This is a genomic window from Clostridioides sp. ES-S-0054-01, from assembly GCA_021561035.1.
Lineage (GTDB): Bacteria > Bacillota > Clostridia > Peptostreptococcales > Peptostreptococcaceae > Clostridioides.
In genome coordinates this window covers 68,613-85,132 of the sequence record CP067346.1, presented here as the reverse complement: position 1 = coordinate 85,132, position 16,520 = coordinate 68,613, and the positions used below count along the sequence as shown (strand labels likewise).

The following is a 16,520-nucleotide window of genomic DNA, read 5'->3' as shown; positions in this document are numbered from 1 at the left end:
CCTAAATACCTTCATTTTCTTAAGCAGATATTTTCACCAAATACTAACACAAAAAAAGTCCGCTTCTAAATTAGCGGACTTTTATGACTATAATATATTATTTTTTACATAAGCTATTCTATTTAAGCAAGTTTCTTTTCCTAAAACTTCCATTACTTTTGGCAAATCTGGACCATGCATTTGCCCTGTCAAAATTATTCTTGAACCCATAAATAAATTTTTTCCTTTTATTTTGTACTCTTTTTGTATTTCTTTAAGCATGGCTTGAACGAACTCAGCATTTAATACCTCTGCTTTTTCTATTTTTTCTCCCAAAGCATCTATTAAAGTAGGTATGTGCTCCAATTTTAAGAATTCACTTCCTTCTTCAGTCTCTACCTCTATTTTATCTCCAAAGAATATACTTGCATGTTCAGTAACTTCTTTTACATATTGTAATTTTTCTTTAAGTACTGATATCATACTTTTTAAGAAATCATACTTGCTAGTAGCTTCTCCTTCTGTTATAAATCCATCTTCTATTAAAAATGGTATTGCTAAATCTGTTAGGTAGGCATCATCACCATCTTTTATATAGTGCTGGTTAACCCAGTTTAACTTTTCAGTATCAAATACTCCACCACTTTTAGACACTCTTTCTACAGAGAAAGCTTTTTCTAATTCTTCCATTGTAAACAATTCTTGATTATCTTCTGGGGACCAACCAACTAATGCTACATAGTTTACTAATCCTTCTGGTAAATATCCTTTTTTCTTAAAGTCTTCAACAGCTACATCACCTTGTCTCTTACTTAATTTTTTCTTTTCTTTATTAAGTATATTTGGTAAATGCACAAATACAGGTGCTTTCCATCCAAAAGCTTCATATAAATAAACATGTTTTGGAGTAGATGATACCCACTCTTCTCCTCTTATAACATGTGTGATTTTCATTAAATAGTCATCCACAACTACTGCAAAATGATAAGTTGGAAATCCATCTGTTTTCATTAAGACTTGATCATCTAAATCATTAGTATTAAATTCCATATCTCCTCTAACTAAGTCTGTAAACTTAATTGTATGATTCTCTGGCAATCTTAATCTTATAACATATGGTATTCCTGCTTTTATATTTGCTTCTACTTCTTCTTTAGAAAGATTCTTGCAATGACCATCATATTTAGCCGTTTCTCCTGCTGCTCTTTGAGCATCTCTTACTTCGTCTAGTCTTTCTTTTGTACAGAAGCAGTAATAAGCCTTTCCACTATCTAAAAGTTGTTTTATATACTCTTGGTATATATCTAATCTTTGAGATTGAATATATGGACCATATTCTCCTTTTTGTACTACTTTCCCACTATCATCTAACATAACACCTTCATTATGATTGACACCAGCCCACTTCATAGCATTAAGCATATTCTCTATAGCACCTTCTACTAATCTACTTTGGTCTGTATCCTCTACTCTTAATATATATTCTCCGCCCATTTTTTTTGCAAATAAATAGTTATATAAAGCAGTTCTTAAACTACCTATATGTACAAATCCCGTTGGACTTGGTGCAAACCTTACTCTTACATTCATTTTTACTTCCTCCTGATATTTTATTCAATATAACTATAATATTAAACTAGTACATTGTTTCGCAAGTTTATTTTTAATCAAAGCTAATAATAATATCCTTTTTATTTAAAAATACACATGTTTATTATATCAGAAAATCCTAGTTTTAATTTCATAAATCTTTCTTTTAAGTCATTTATTTTCTAAAAATTAAAAATACTATTTATTACTATTCATTTATATTTATTATTTGATTTATTGGGAATCTATATAACAAATATGTTTCTCTTTCATTAATATTTAATTATTAAAAATAATTCTCTACTATATTCTTTTTATATAATCATCTACAACTTATTTTATAAGACAGCTACAAATACTATTTTTTTGCTCATAAAAATAAAAAACTGGGATAAAGTATTTAACACTTTATATCCCAGTTTTTATTTTAATCTTCTTATTTTAGTAAGCTTTTGCCATTACTACCATACTATCTGCTTCTTTTCCACAGTAAACACACTTGTGACCTAATTTTTCTTGTTCAAAAGGTAAACATCTTATAGTTGCTCCTGTTTCTTCCTTAATCTTAGCTTCACACTCTGCATCCCCACACCACATAGTCTTTATGAATCCTGGCTTTTCTTCTAAAGCTTTTCTAAACTCATCCATATTTTCAACTACAGATGTATTGTCTTCTCTATGTTTTCTTGCTTTTTCAAACATATCATTGTGTATAACATCAAATAAATCATATACAGCATCAGCTAATCCTTCTAAAGGCATAGAATTCTTTTCTAAAGTATCTCTTCTGAATACCATAGCTTGATTGTTTTCTATATCTTTTGGTCCAATTTCAATTCTTACTGGAACACCTTTCATTTCCCACTCATTAAATTTCCATCCAGTTGTATAGTTATCTCTATCATCAACTTCTACAGTTACGCCTTTAGCTTTTAAATCAGCATGTATTTTATCAACTGTTTCCATTACATTTCCTTTTTTAGCAGCTATAGGAACTATAACAACTTGAATTGGAGCTACTCTTGGTGGTAATACTAAACCTCTATTATCACTATGAGTCATTATAAGTCCACCTATAAGTCTTGTAGATGCTCCCCAAGATGTATGATATGGATTAGCTAAGTTTCCTTCTCTATCTGCAAAAGTAATATCAAAAGCCTTAGTAAAGTGTTGACCTAAGAAGTGACTTGTACCTGATTGTAATGCTTTACCATCATGCATCATAGCTTCTATAGTATATGTTCTTTCACCACCTGCAAATTTCTCACTTTCACTTTTTTGACCAGCTATAACTGGCATTGCAAGTAATTCTTCACATAATGCTTTATATACTTCTAATTGTTGTATTGTTTCTTCTTGTGCTTCTTCTGCTGTTTCATGTAATGTATGACCTTCTTGCCATAAAAACTCAGATGTTCTTAGGAAAGGTCTAGTTGATTTTTCCCATCTAACAACTGAGCACCATTGATTATAAAGATATGGTAATTCTCTATATGATTTCAACCATTTAGCATACATTGTACATATTATAGTCTCTGAAGTAGGTCTTACACATAATCTTTCTTCTAATTTTTTATTTCCTCCATGTGTTACCCATGCAACTTCTGGAGCAAAACCTTCAACGTGCTCAGCTTCTTTGTTTAATAAACTTTCTGGTATTAATAATGGGAAATAACAGTTTTTATGTCCAGTTTCTTTAAATTTTTTATCCATAAATTCTTGCATTTTTTCCCATAAAGCATATCCATATGGCTTTACAACCATAAAACCTTTTACTGGCGCATAATCAACTAAGTCAGTCTTAGTTATTACATCTGTATACCATTGTGGGAAATCATCTTCCATTTTTGTTATTTCTTCAACAAATTGCTTTTCATTTTTTGCCATTTTAATTGCCTCCTCATTTATTATGTTTTTATAAAAAAACACCATTTTATATACTTATATAGATAAAATGGTGTTTATAAAGTACAACTCTATTATCTATATAATAGCCTTCTTTAAGTTATTATCTTAATCTAATATTATTTCTTTTATATCAATTATTTCTTTACCTTCTTTATGTCCAAGTTTAAATTCTACTTTACCTTCATTAACATTTTTGACATTTTCATTAATAGATTCCTCCTGAACACTAACTTCCTGAAAATATAAAAAACCTTTCGTCTCTATACAAGTATAGAGACGAAAGGTTTGATTTCCGCGGTACCACTCTAGTTAGCTATATGAATAGCTCTCTTTTGGGAATATAACGGTTCCTACCGTAAAGATTTTTATACCTTTAAGCTAAAAGACAGGTTCAAAGACTTCATCTTGAAAACTTTCACCACCGTTTTCTCTCTGTGAAGATTTCATCATTTTACTATTTCTTTATCATAGCTAGTTTTATATTTATATTAATTTCACTTAAATTCACATATTATAGATATTCTATATAGGCCTATTATTTGATATCCATTAAACTTATTACTAATAATATATTAATTATTCTGACTTGTCAACAATAATAAACAAATACTTTGTGATGCTATACCTTGTTTTGCTCCTGTAAAACCAAGACCTTCTTCTGTAGTTGCCTTTATGTTTATATTATCAATATCCGTATTTAAAGCTTTTGATATGTTTTTTCTCATGCTTTCAATATATGGAGCCATCTTAGGGCTTTGAGCAATTATAGTACTATCTATGTTTCCGATTTTATATCCTTTGCTTACTGTTAGATTATATACATATTCTAATAACTTCATACTATTTGCTCCCTTATATTCTTCATCTGTATCTGGGAAATGCTTCCCTATATCTCCTAAAGCTAAAGCACCTAAAATAGAATCCATTATTGCATGTATCAATACATCAGCATCAGAATGACCTAATAAACCTTTATCATGTGGTATCTCTACTCCACCAATTATAAGTTTTCTACCCTCTGTTAATTTGTGCACATCATATCCTAACCCTATTCTCATATAATTCTCCTTCTACTGTTAACTTCATCCCTTTTTTCCATATTTAATATTTGTTCTGCTATATTTAAATCTTCTGGACTAGTTATTTTTATGTTTTCATAAGAGCCCATTACCATAGTAACACTTTGCCCTATATTTTCCACCAACATTGAATCATCAGTACCATAATAATTGTTCTTATATGCTTGTTCATAAGCATCTATTATGAGATTATATTCAAAGGTTTGAGGAGTTTGGGCTGCCCACAATAAACTTCTTTCTGGAGTTTCTTGTACTGTCCCATCTGACACTATCTTTATAGTATCACTTACTGGAACGCCTACAACCACAGCCTTTTTTTCTTTAGCCATCTTTATAGATTCATTAATTATTCTATGGTCTACAAATGGTCTTGCTCCATCATGGATAAGTACTATATCACAATTTTTATCTAATTTTTTTAAGCCATTATATATTGAATCCTGCCTTTCTTTTCCACCATATGCTATTTTTATATTTTTAAAGTTATACTTATTTATTATATTTTCCTTAAAAAAATCCTCTTCTTCTTTTTTTATACACACCACTATTTCATCTATATTTATATTTTCATAAAAAACTTGAATTGTATGAGCAATAATTTCTTTTTCTCTTAATTTTATGAACTGTTTGTTTATATCTAAGTTCATTCTCCTTCCACTTCCTGCCGCAACAATTATAACACTATACATGGTATCACCTCGTATTTTATTTTTAACCACCATTTATTAAAGTTTTTAATATTTTTTATTTTAACCATCTGATTAATTATATATTAAATTTTCAGTTGTATAAATAGTTAATGTCTATTTGCTAATGAAAAACATGTATATTTATTACAATATATATTGATTTTCAATAGTTTTGTTTTTAATTTTACAATTTTGTAATGCTTATTAATATACAAAAATATTAAAAACCTCTAGTTTGATATAAGATAATTTTATCAAATTAGAGGTTTTATATTAAAATATTAAATTAATTAAATCTATGTAATGTGGATAATTTTCTAAAATACTATCTCTTATTTCTTCTTTAAAGAAATTCAATTCTAACAACTTGTCCATATTAATTACATTATCATCATAAGAAATAAAAAATTTTGATATTTTCCATCTGTTAACATGTATATTTATTCTACTTTCATTATCAAGTGGTAGCACTATTTGAAATTTAGGTGTTTTACCATATGTCCACTCTATCTTTTTATATTTATCTTCTTCTAGATTGTATATACTTTTAATATCTTCTTCATCTAATTCAAGTTCTCTTATATTTTTCATATTAGATTTTAAATATTCAACACAATAATCTAAAAAGTAATTTATATCTTTTTCAAATAAAAATTTAATATTTGTCACTTTACTTGAAACAGATTTAGTTGCATTTGATTCAGTTGATTTATTTGAATTTAGGTATTTAGTCAATTTATTTAAGTCTGAATCATAAAGAAGAGTTCCATGATAAAGAGAATTTTTTCTTTTTATAGACTGTGCTGAGCCTGAAATTTTTTTACCCTTTAAAAATAAATCTTTTCTTTCGGTTATAGATACATCTAACCCTAAGTTTAAGAGCATATCTTGCATAAACTTAGTATGTTCCAAAAAATCTATTTCATGAAGATGTCTATCTTTTTGTATGAATGAGATATTGATATTTCCTAAATCGTGATAAACAGTACCTCCTCCGGATATTCTTCTTAAAATAGGAATTTCCCTCTTTTCAATAACATCATGATGTATTTCCTGATATGGATTTTGATTTTTGCCAATAAAAATAGATTCCTCATTTCTCCATATGATTATAATATCATCATTATATTTCTCATTTAAAAATAGATATTCTTCTAATGCTAAATTAAAGTAAGGATTTGTGCTTTTGTTTAATAAGTAATACATAGAAATATAGACTCCTTTTTTATTTTATCTTATTGTTTATTTTAGACTTAAATAATTTTATATACTATTAGACTTCCTATTTTTTTTAATTATTAAACTTATTATATCATTATAAAACTCCTTAACATTATTGAATATCTATATTTTTACATTAATTTAAAAGTTTTATCTAGCTTACTTATCTTGACCATATACATTAAAAAATACATCTCTAGCTCTTTGAATTTCTTCGTCTGGCAATAATACTGGTGTGCCAATTGATTTTGCCAAGTAATATACTTTTGCTGAATCTTCCAACATTACAGCTGCTGTAAGGGCATGTCCTACAGATGGGCCAACTGCTATTACACCATGATTTGCTAAAAGACACGCTCTTTTGTTTCCAATTGCTTCAACAACACATTTCCCCATTTTGTTAGATGTTGGTGGTGCAAATTTTGCGACAGGTACCGCGCCCCCTACTTCATTTGCAAGAGTTGTACTTGCACATGCTATAGACTCATTTAAAATAGCAAAACAACTTGAGTATGTAGAGTGTGTATGAATTATACTATTTATATCTTCTCTATGTTTATATATATATAAGTGGTCTGGCAAATCCACTGATGCTTTCCATTTTCCATCTACAGTGTTTCCCTCTATATCCACTATAACAATATCACTTGCTATAAGGTTTCTATAGTCCATTCCACTTGGGGTAATTGCTATATATCCAGTTTCTTCATCTCTTCCACTTACATTTCCGCCTGTTAGTGTCACCAACTTATAATTTAAAAGGTCTAAAGATGCCTGTAATACTTCTTTTCTCAATTTCTCCAACAACATTAGTTAAATCCTCCAATCTATATATAGACACAACTTTTATATCTCTTAGTTGCACCTTATCATTTAGATACTATCTCTAATTTTATTTAAAAATTCCAAAAACTCAACATAAAACGTAAGATTACATTTTATTAATAGAAATCAATCCACTTCCATTTTAAAATTTTTACTTTTATACTCCTTTATTATCTAATCTCTTATTTCTAAATTTTAATGATTCTGGGTATAAACATTCCTCTAATGCAACAAAATAATTGTATAATTCTACATTGTTACTAAACATATTTGTTTTTATCCAATACCTACCTTTAAAAAGGCTTCCATCATTAATTTTTAGATAAAGATTTTTATTATAAAGCTCTCGTATTCTTACTTTTTTGATATCTTTAATTTCATACTTATGTGTAGCAATAAATGAGATAAAATGTATACATTTGTTATCAATAATAATTTCTTTGGGATTACTTGATGATACAAAAGTATTGAGTATCCCATAGGTACAGATAATTATCAATAAACTATATATATTTACACTAAAATTTATATAGTTATTAAACAGTGCATAAATCAATATTAAAATCATAAAAAATCCTGGTACTATCACATTAATTAAGTATCTTATGGAATTATATTTATATTTTTTCATAATCCATACACCCCTAATAAAATTATTTTTATATTTCTTCTTCTAGAGATAGTTTTTTATTTTCACTTATTATCCTATTTCTATTGTAAATAGCCATTCCTAAAGCTATAACTCCAAAAACTACTCCTCCAATAACTTTATAATTCATAATTTTTACAAATATCCAACTTAACGGATTCGCACCATCACAAATACTTGAAATCATAGTTGCTCCTTCAGGCATTTTAAAACTAGCATTTAAAGCCATTTGAGTAAATAATGGAGCTAAATTAGTTGCTATTAATAATCCAGAAGTAATTATAAGTATTCCTATTACTAATGTTCTAAATACATTTCCTTTTGTAATTGGGACAATTAAAACAAGTGCAAACGGAATTACTGCTAAATCTGCAAATGGCAAAACTTTATTTCCTGGTAATATAGCTGCTATGAGTATAGTCAAAGGAACCAATACTAATGCAACTGATAATGTAACAGGATGACCTATCCCTACTGCTGAATCTAAACCTATATAAATCTTACCTCTATTTTTAAATCTCTTCTCAATAAATTCCTGTGCAGCTTCTGATACTGGTAATAATCCTTCCATTAATAGTGCTGCCATCTTTGGAATTAATATTAATACAGCTCCCATAGTTACACCTAATTGTAATATACCTTTTATATCATATTTCGCAGCAATACCAATTATTACACCTATTACAGACCCCATTATTAAAGGTTCTCCAAATAATCCAAACTTTTTCTGCAATGTATCAGCATTTATCTCAATCTTATTTATACCTGGTATTAGGTCTAATAATTTATTTACTACTATAGCAATTGGAACAAATGCCTGCGTAAATCCATGAGGAAGAGATATACCTGGCATCCCTAAATATTCCTCTATACCTGGAGCAGTTAAATCTGCCATTACCAATACAATTACCATATTTGCTACTGCTGCAAATACTCCCCACATTACACTTTGAGTAGCTCCTGCCACCAAAGCTCCTGTAAAAGCAAAATGCCAATAGTCCCATATATCTACATCAACAGTTTGAGTGGTATTAGTAATTAGCATAACTATATTTACCACAAGACCTATTGGAATAATTAAAGCCCCTACTGTTGATGCAAAAGCTATAGCCGATGCTGCTGGCCATCCTACATCTATTATTGATAAACTTAACCCTAAATTCTTAACCATTTGTTGTGTAGCTGGACCTAGGTTATCTGTTAGCAAGGCTATAATAGTATTAAGACCTATAAATCCAACTCCCACGGTTAAACCAGCCCTTAAAGATTTTCCTAGTTTTGTACCTAACATCAAACCAAAAATACATATTATTATCGGCATCATTACTTGCGCGCCTAGACCAACAATGAAATTTAATATCTCCATATAAAGACCCTCCATTATTTAATTTTAAGTCTCTAAAACTTAGAATTTTAGAGACTAAATTCTTTAAAAGTTCTAATTATAATTCTAACTTTTCCAATACATCCTTGATTAATTTATCCATTCCGACACCAGTTAAAAAAGGCAATCCATTTATCACAGGTGTTTTTATACTACTAGATACTTGTGTAGTACAAATTATTAAATCATAGTCAGGTGCTTTTGATGCAACTTCTACTACTTTACATTGTGTAATATTAACCATATCCAATTTACCAATGTCTTGAAGCGCTTTCTTTAATTTGTTTATAGCAATTGTTGAAGTACATACTCCTGTTCCACATGCAACTAATATCTTTTTAGTCACATTACTCACCCCCATTAAAATTATTTTATTTTAAAGACACCTACAGTTGGAAATCTTCAATAACCTCTTCATGTTTTTTAATATACTTTACATTTTTAATTTTTCAGTTTAGAGTTTAATAAATTACTCACACTTTCTTCATTTAAGTCAACAATATTATTTAACATACTCTCATCTTGAAATATAGTCATGAGTTTTTCTAATAATTGCAATTGTTCTTGTGGCTCTTTCACTGCTAACATAAATATAACCTTTACATCAATTTCAGTATCATCTGTACCCATCATTATAAATTTTACAGGTTTATCCAGTATTCCAATTGCTATACCTGGCTCATTTACATGTACTATATCTGTATGTGGTATTGCCACTCCATATATTTCTGTTGGTAACCCTGTAGCATACTTTTTCTCTCTTGATACAACAGCCTGTATGTAGCTTTCTTTTACATACTGTTTATCAAACAAACGTTGTCCCAAAAACTTTAATGCATCTTCATTGTTAGATACTTCTATACCTTTAAAAATTAAATTACTACTAATTATTTGCATTGACTCCATCTAATATCATCTCCCTAATAAAATCTCTATCTTTAATGTTTTTTATCTGCTTAAATTCATCTGTTTCTATAAATGAGAGTAGAGTGTTTAATGGATTAAAACATTTTTGGTCTACAGCTAATAAAAGTATTATTTTTACTTTATTTTTACTCCATATAATAGAATTTTTCAAAATGGCTATACTTATAGCTGGTCTAATTACATCGATTCCATCTGTATGAGGTATTGCTATTCCACCTGATAATTCAGTAGGAAATAGGTTATCTCTTTCCACTACTTTTTTATAGAAATTTTTTGTCACATAACCTTTCTCTCTAAGTCTTTTACTCATATACTTTAGAACTTCTTCTTTTGATTTAACTTGTAAATCTACGAATATATCTTCTTTATGTATTAAATCCGATAATTCATATTTTTTATTTATCTCAAAGATTTGTTTTGTATCAATTAGATTGTTTATTTGATTTAATTTTACTTTATCATTTATATCTACTAGGCTAAAAAAAGGGATGTTTGCTATCTGAGGGTCAATTGTTCCAACTATAGCAATTACATTTTTATCATTACTTATTTGTTTTATCTCTAAATCAAGACTTGGATATTCAATCATACCTATAGGTTCTATATCAACCTTTTCAGTTATACCTCTAATATTTTCCTCTAGGATTTTTTTTATCTTACAAGCTCCTCCTAACCCAGTAATACATAATGTTAAAATTATAGGTTTTCTAGAATCTACTTTTGTATTGTTATATTTGCTAACTTTTTCTTTTACTTGTGGCTCTATACTTTTAACTTCATCAACTATTTCGTCTATTGTTAAATCTGGCAGAACTGCTCTTCGTATAACTTCTATAGAGAGCAATGTGTCAAATCTAGATATTGTCCTTATATTAATCCCAGTCTTTCCAGAGATAATGTCTCCGAAATATGAAAGTGAGCCCATATCTACTAATATAATTACACCTCTACCTTCATCAATATCTTTTATTACTTTAGTAGCTTCTTCAATCATTTCTTCTGGTTTCTTCTCAAATGGCATATCTAAATACCTTGCGTGGTTAATTCCTAATAGTTTATTTGTAACCTCACATACAGAGGATGCCACTCTTCCATGAGCCATAAGAAGTACACCTATCTTTTTTTGTTCAGATATATCTCTTCTACTACTCATTTTAAAATATATTGCTATTATACCTATTTCTTCTTTTGGTAAATTTATATTATACCTTTCCTTTAGATATTGAGCTACCTTTTCTGCTACAGAATATTCTAATGGGTAATTTCCTATTATTTCTTTCAAATGAGCATTTGATATTACTTTCCCCTCTTTTAATCTCTCAAAAGTTGCTTTTAAGTGAACTGCTAAACATAAATGTAAGTTTGGCTCTAATGAACTAAGATATTGTGATGCTATTTTGATTACTTCATAAGTTAGCTCTACTATATATTTTCCAACAATCGGACTTATATCTGGAAGATTATTGCTAATAGAAACTTTTTTAACTTGCTTTATGTATTTTTGAATACAACTTTCTAATTCTCCTCCAACGATTCTATTTATAACATCAAAATCTAAACCTTGTTCTAATAAATCAATATGTCTTCTTTCAGTAAGCTTGTATATTTCATCTGGAAAAGTATATATATCTTCATTTTTCTTTTCTATATCACCTTGAAGATTTGAGTCTATAATTAAGTCTCCATCTACATAATTTTCTATTTTACCTCTACAATTTCTAATTTTCATAAGACCTTGTTTAACATATCCAGGTACATCTGATATGCTTATATTTACTTCTTTCTGTTTGTTTGTAAGTTGGTTTAATAGTCCTCTGGCACAAGCTACTTGAATATCACTTCTAAGTTGACCTACATTACCTATACAATCGTAAAGCATAAGAGCTTTTAATACATCTGATTTTATATGTATGTTTGCTCCCATTCTTTGAGCTTCTATTAAGAAGAAGTTATTTATAATCTCAAATCTTTCATTTAATGGTCTTGCAACTAATTCTGGTATTTCAATTGTCACAGGTATACGTCTTTTAAATGTGTTAAGTAAATGAGAATCTATTGGCTCGGAAGTTGCTGAAATAATCATTACATCTATTTTATTTGTTAGCTTTGTTTCTCCTAACTTTCTGACCATCCCTTTATCAATCAATTGAAATAGTATTTCTTGACCTTCGTGAGGTAATCTATGTATTTCATCTATAAACAATATTCCTCCATCTGCTTTTGATACTAGTCCTTCTTTGGTCTCATCAGCTCCTGTAAAAGCACCTTTAACATGCCCAAATAATTGTGATAACAAAAGCTGTGGATTTTCTGAATAGTCTGCTGCATTAAAAACTATAAATGGTGCATTCTTAGGGAATCTAGATGATTCTACTGCAAATTTATACATACACTCTGCTAACTCACTCTTTCCAACACCAGTTGGTCCCATAATGATAGTATGAAGACCATGAGGTGGATAGAGAATTGCTGCTTTAGCTAGTTTTATAATTGTACTTAAGCTACCAGTACTACCTATCAGCTTATCAAATGCTATATCTGTGTTTTCTCTATTATTGTTTAGTTCTTCTTTTTTATCACCACTTTCTTTATCAAGCTTTAAGTCATCAGAATCTTGAATCTCTTTTAAATACTGTATAACTGTAAATCTTGATACTGTAAACCCAATGCTGTTCAATCTTCTTGTTATATCATTTTTATTTATAGTTTTTTCTTCTTTTAAAATATCTTTTATGGCTTTAATTAAAACAACTTTTCTTCTTTGCCTTGAATCTTCTATTTTTAATTCATTTCTCAAAAAGGTAACATCTTCTCTTCGAATATTTAACATACTTGAAATAGCTTCATCTGTTAAAGGATTTTTTTTATCTTCATTTTCAATTAAGTTTTTTATTCTTTGCCTCATTTATAATTGTTCCCTCCTTAATTATTTATATAGCAACTTATATGCCATATATTGTTTTTTTTGTACCTATTATTGTTGCATAAAGTAATAACATTTAAATCAAGCTATTCTTTTATTGAAATATTAAGAAAATTTTTTTTATATTTTACAAATAATACTTTTTTAAAAACAAAAAAATCTTTTTTTCTAATTACAATTGAAATTATTCTAAAATTAGGCTGTTATTTTATATTACTATCTTTTTTGTATAACAAAAACTACAAAAATTCTATATTCTATATTTTTCCATAAAAAATACCCCTTATTGTGCAAATAAATTATTTGTACAACAAGGGGTATGGCTAAGTAAGTATTTTAAAACTTTATGATATAAGTTCATATTATTAATAATAAACTTACATTAACAATCTATTTTTATATTTATTTTTTAGGTAAATGCAAACATTCTCCATTTACATCTGCCAAAGCTTCCATCAAAGCTTCTGAAGTGCATGGATGACCAAATATCAACTCACTAGCTTCATCAGCAGGTATTTCTAATGCTTTAAATGACGCAGCATGATTTACAAGTTCTGCTACACCACATCCAAACATATGTACACCTAAAATTTCTCCATATTTAGCATCTGCTACTACTTTTACATATCCTTGCTCTTGACCAGAAGCTAAAGCTCTTCCATTTCCAGCAAAGTTAAACTTACCAACTTTTACATTACATTTTTTTCTAGCATCCTCTTCTGTAAGCCCAACTGATGCTACTTCTGGAATTGTATAAATACAACTAGGTAATGCACTTAAATCAACTTCTTCATTCATACCTAAGGCATTTGAAGCTGCTATCTCTCCCATTTTAAAAGCTGCATGAGCTAACATTACACCTCCAGTAACATCACCTACTGCATATATGCTTGGTATACTTGTTTCCATTTTGCTGTTTACAACTATTGAACCTTTATCTATTTTAATATCTAAGTCTTCTATACCAGAAAGATTAGCTTCTCTTCCTATAGCATATAGACATAAATCTGCTTTTATTGACTCTTCATCTTCAATGCACACTAATATTTTATTTCCTTCTTCTTTAAATTCAGAAACTTTCTTTTTAGTTAGTACATTTATACCTTTTTTGCTAAGAGAATATTTTAAAGATTCACTTAATTCTTTATCCATTCTTGGGATTATTCTATCTTCCATTTCTACTATAGTTACTTTAGAGCCTCTTGAATTGAATATCTCTGCAAATTCACAACCAATCACTCCACCACCAATTATCACTAATTCTTCTGGTACTGTTTCTAAGTCTAAAGCTTCTGTACTAGTTATTATTAAATTTGATTCTATTCCTTTTATAGGTAATACCCTTACCTTAGAGCCTGTGGCAATTATTATATTTTCTGTATCTAAAACTTTTCCATCTGATAAGATTACTTTATGCTCTTCTTTAACACTGGCTTTAAGATTAAATACTTCTACATCTCTACTTTTTAATAGTCCACCAACACCAGCTGTAAGTTTTTTAACTACTCTATTTTTATATTTTATAGCCTTCTTGATGTCCTGTTCTTTATCTACAGTTACTTTTACGCCCCTCTTTGATAACTGGTCAATTTCTTCTAATATTTCTGCTGTTTTTATATAAGTCTTTGTAGGAATACAACCTCTATTTAAGCAGGTACCTCCTAATATATTTTCTTCGACTAATGCAACTTTTCCACCTAAAAGAGCTGCTTTTAACGCTGACAAATAGCCTCCAGGTCCTCCGCCTATTACAACTACATCATAATCATGATTACACTCTTTTTTGTTTATTTTTTCTTCTTTAGCTTCTATGTTTTGATTCTCTTCAACTATATCTTCTTTTGACACATTTCCAGATAAATATTTAGCTTTTACTTCCTCTTGATTTTCCCCTTTTTCTGCTATTACACCTATTACTGTAAATACTGGTAATACTTCACCTTCTTCTTTATGTATGATTACAGCAAGTGTACCTTCTCCTTCTGACTCTATCTCCATATTGACTTTATCCGTTGTTATTTCTAATATAGGTTCTCCAACCTTTACTTCTTCGCCTTCTTGTTTTAGCCAAGATACTATAGTACCTTCTTCCATGGCTACTCCTGCTTTTGGCATTATGACTTCTACTGACATAGGCTCTCCTCCTATTTATTTTTCATATATTTTAATTAATCAAATTATATTCACATATAGTTACCTTTAAAAGTAATTCTTAATATATAAAAGCTTTAAATTTACTTAGATAATTATAACTATGTAATCTATTCAAACTATTATATCAGTAACGAAATATCAAAACCTATACAAGCATTGATAAAGGATTTTCTAACAATTCTTTTAAATCTTTTAAGAATTTTGCAGCTACTGTTCCATCTATTACTCTGTGGTCTGATGTCAATGATAAGTTCATTATAGGTTTTATTTTAGGCTCTCCATTTACTGGAACAAACTTATCTTGTGTAGCACCTACCCCTAGGATTGCACTTGAAGGCATATTTATTATAGGTGTAAATGTAGTTATACCATACATTCCGACATTACTTATCGTAAATGTATTACCTTCTTGGTCTGCTGGCATAAGTTTTCCTGTCTTTACTTTTTCGGCAAGTTCTTTGCTTTCTTTAGCGATTTCTTTTAAAGATTTTTTATTTACACTTTTTACTACTGGGACATATAAACCTTCATCTAAACCAACTGCAATAGCTATATTTATATCTTTATACCTAAATATACCCTCATCTGTCCATGCTGAGTTTAAGGCTTGATGATTTGGAAGTATTCTAGACACTGCCATTACTATTAAATCTGTCATAGTTAATTTCACTCCAACTGATTCTTTGACTGTATCTATTAACTTTGCTCTAAGTGACTTCAATTCTGTAGCATCTACCTCTATATTGAATGTAAATACAGGAGCACTGAAGTAACTTTCTGACATTCGCTTTGCTACAGTAGCTCTCATTGGATTTGGTTTTTCAAACTCTCCTTCTACTGTATTAAATACACTTGAATTTTCATTTTTAGACTTTGTCTCTTTGATGTCACTCACTTTAGATGTATTAGTTGATATAATAGTTTCTGGTGCCTTTACTTTTTCTAAATCACATTTTCTTATCTTTCCATTATATCCGGTACCTACAATAGTTTCTAAATCTATGTTTAAATCTTCTGCTATTCTTCTAGCTAAAGGAGTAGTATTTGTTTTGTTGTCTTTTAAATAATTTAACACATCAACTAAATGAATTCTTCCATTTTCTCCACTTCCAATCAGCTTATCTAATTTTATATTGTCTTTTCTCGCTTGATTTCTAGCTGCTGGTGTGGCTTTTACTTTATTTGCCACCAT

Annotated in this window: 13 protein-coding genes and 1 other annotated feature; all 13 genes read right to left on the bottom strand. The window is 29.0% G+C overall.

Going from position 1 to position 16,520, the window contains the following annotated elements:
* Positions 1-87 precede the first annotated feature (87 nt).
* The 13 genes from JJC02_00560 to JJC02_00500 all read right to left on the bottom strand — a co-directional run bounded on the left by JJC02_00560 (position 88) and on the right by JJC02_00500 (position 16,520).
* A complete protein-coding gene (locus tag JJC02_00560; GenBank protein ID UDN54764.1) occupies positions 88-1,569 on the bottom strand; it encodes a glutamate--tRNA ligase in 1,482 nt (493 codons plus the stop codon).
* A gap of 441 nt (positions 1,570-2,010) precedes the next feature.
* Entirely contained in the window at positions 2,011-3,456 is a 1,446-nt protein-coding gene (locus tag JJC02_00555) for a proline--tRNA ligase (GenBank protein ID UDN54763.1), read from the bottom strand.
* A 290-nt stretch (positions 3,457-3,746) separates the two neighbouring features.
* Positions 3,747-3,955: a binding site (T-box leader), on the bottom strand.
* A 94-nt stretch (positions 3,956-4,049) separates the two neighbouring features.
* Positions 4,050-4,535, bottom strand: coding sequence for a 2-C-methyl-D-erythritol 2,4-cyclodiphosphate synthase (locus JJC02_00550; GenBank protein UDN54762.1), 486 nt, complete (start codon positions 4,533-4,535; stop codon positions 4,050-4,052).
* Positions 4,532-5,245 carry a 2-C-methyl-D-erythritol 4-phosphate cytidylyltransferase gene (ispD, locus tag JJC02_00545; protein ID UDN54761.1) on the bottom strand — a complete coding sequence of 238 codons (714 nt, stop codon included), beginning with the start codon at positions 5,243-5,245 and terminating at the stop codon, positions 4,532-4,534. Before ispD ends, JJC02_00550 begins: the two co-directional genes overlap by 4 nt.
* 273 nt (positions 5,246-5,518) lie before the next feature.
* Positions 5,519-6,451: a lipoate--protein ligase gene (locus JJC02_00540; protein UDN54760.1), complete on the bottom strand. Its 933-nt coding sequence runs from the start codon at positions 6,449-6,451 to the stop codon at positions 5,519-5,521.
* A gap of 174 nt (positions 6,452-6,625) precedes the next feature.
* The gene (locus JJC02_00535) at positions 6,626-7,276 is read right to left on the bottom strand and encodes a class II aldolase/adducin family protein (protein ID UDN54759.1); all 651 of its coding nucleotides are present in this window, start codon (positions 7,274-7,276) and stop codon (positions 6,626-6,628) included.
* A gap of 172 nt (positions 7,277-7,448) precedes the next feature.
* Positions 7,449-7,922: a hypothetical protein gene (locus JJC02_00530; protein UDN54758.1), complete on the bottom strand. Its 474-nt coding sequence runs from the start codon at positions 7,920-7,922 to the stop codon at positions 7,449-7,451.
* Between the two features lie 28 nt (positions 7,923-7,950).
* Positions 7,951-9,321: a PTS galactitol transporter subunit IIC gene (locus JJC02_00525; protein UDN54757.1), complete on the bottom strand. Its 1,371-nt coding sequence runs from the start codon at positions 9,319-9,321 to the stop codon at positions 7,951-7,953.
* Positions 9,322-9,382: 61 nt separating this feature from the next.
* Positions 9,383-9,685, bottom strand: coding sequence for a PTS sugar transporter subunit IIB (locus JJC02_00520; GenBank protein ID UDN54756.1), 303 nt, complete (start codon positions 9,683-9,685; stop codon positions 9,383-9,385).
* An 80-nt stretch (positions 9,686-9,765) separates the two neighbouring features.
* On the bottom strand, positions 9,766-10,230 hold the full coding sequence (locus tag JJC02_00515) for a PTS sugar transporter subunit IIA (GenBank protein UDN54755.1): 465 nt from the start codon (positions 10,228-10,230) through the stop codon (positions 9,766-9,768).
* The gene (locus JJC02_00510) at positions 10,208-13,156 is read right to left on the bottom strand and encodes a sigma 54-interacting transcriptional regulator (protein ID UDN54754.1); all 2,949 of its coding nucleotides are present in this window, start codon (positions 13,154-13,156) and stop codon (positions 10,208-10,210) included. Before JJC02_00510 ends, JJC02_00515 begins: the two co-directional genes overlap by 23 nt.
* Positions 13,157-13,576: 420 nt before the next feature.
* Complete coding sequence (gene lpdA / locus JJC02_00505; GenBank protein UDN54753.1) at positions 13,577-15,307, bottom strand: dihydrolipoyl dehydrogenase; 1,731 nt, start codon at positions 15,305-15,307, stop codon at positions 13,577-13,579.
* Between the two features lie 166 nt (positions 15,308-15,473).
* Positions 15,474-16,520 carry a 2-oxo acid dehydrogenase subunit E2 gene (locus JJC02_00500; protein UDN54752.1) on the bottom strand — a complete coding sequence of 349 codons (1,047 nt, stop codon included), beginning with the start codon at positions 16,518-16,520 and terminating at the stop codon, positions 15,474-15,476.

What these genes read in the sequence shown, in the direction of transcription:
- JJC02_00560 (UDN54764.1), bottom strand. Translation starts at nt 1,569, where the DNA reads ATGAATGTAAGAGTAAGGTTTGCACCAAGTCCAACGGGATTTGTACAT.
- JJC02_00555 (UDN54763.1), bottom strand. Translation starts at nt 3,456, where the DNA reads ATGGCAAAAAATGAAAAGCAATTTGTTGAAGAAATAACAAAAATGGAA.
- JJC02_00550 (UDN54762.1), bottom strand. Translation starts at nt 4,535, where the DNA reads ATGAGAATAGGGTTAGGATATGATGTGCACAAATTAACAGAGGGTAGA.
- ispD (UDN54761.1), bottom strand. Translation starts at nt 5,245, where the DNA reads ATGTATAGTGTTATAATTGTTGCGGCAGGAAGTGGAAGGAGAATGAAC.
- JJC02_00540 (UDN54760.1), bottom strand. Translation starts at nt 6,451, where the DNA reads ATGTATTACTTATTAAACAAAAGCACAAATCCTTACTTTAATTTAGCA.
- JJC02_00535 (UDN54759.1), bottom strand. Translation starts at nt 7,276, where the DNA reads ATGTTGTTGGAGAAATTGAGAAAAGAAGTATTACAGGCATCTTTAGAC.
- JJC02_00530 (UDN54758.1), bottom strand. Translation starts at nt 7,922, where the DNA reads ATGAAAAAATATAAATATAATTCCATAAGATACTTAATTAATGTGATA.
- JJC02_00525 (UDN54757.1), bottom strand. Translation starts at nt 9,321, where the DNA reads ATGGAGGGTCTTTATATGGAGATATTAAATTTCATTGTTGGTCTAGGC.
- JJC02_00520 (UDN54756.1), bottom strand. Translation starts at nt 9,685, where the DNA reads ATGGGGGTGAGTAATGTGACTAAAAAGATATTAGTTGCATGTGGAACA.
- JJC02_00515 (UDN54755.1), bottom strand. Translation starts at nt 10,230, where the DNA reads ATGGAGTCAATGCAAATAATTAGTAGTAATTTAATTTTTAAAGGTATA.
- JJC02_00510 (UDN54754.1), bottom strand. Translation starts at nt 13,156, where the DNA reads ATGAGGCAAAGAATAAAAAACTTAATTGAAAATGAAGATAAAAAAAAT.
- lpdA (UDN54753.1), bottom strand. Translation starts at nt 15,307, where the DNA reads ATGTCAGTAGAAGTCATAATGCCAAAAGCAGGAGTAGCCATGGAAGAA.
- JJC02_00500 (UDN54752.1), bottom strand. Translation starts at nt 16,520, where the DNA reads ATGGTGGCAAATAAAGTAAAAGCCACACCAGCAGCTAGAAATCAAGCG.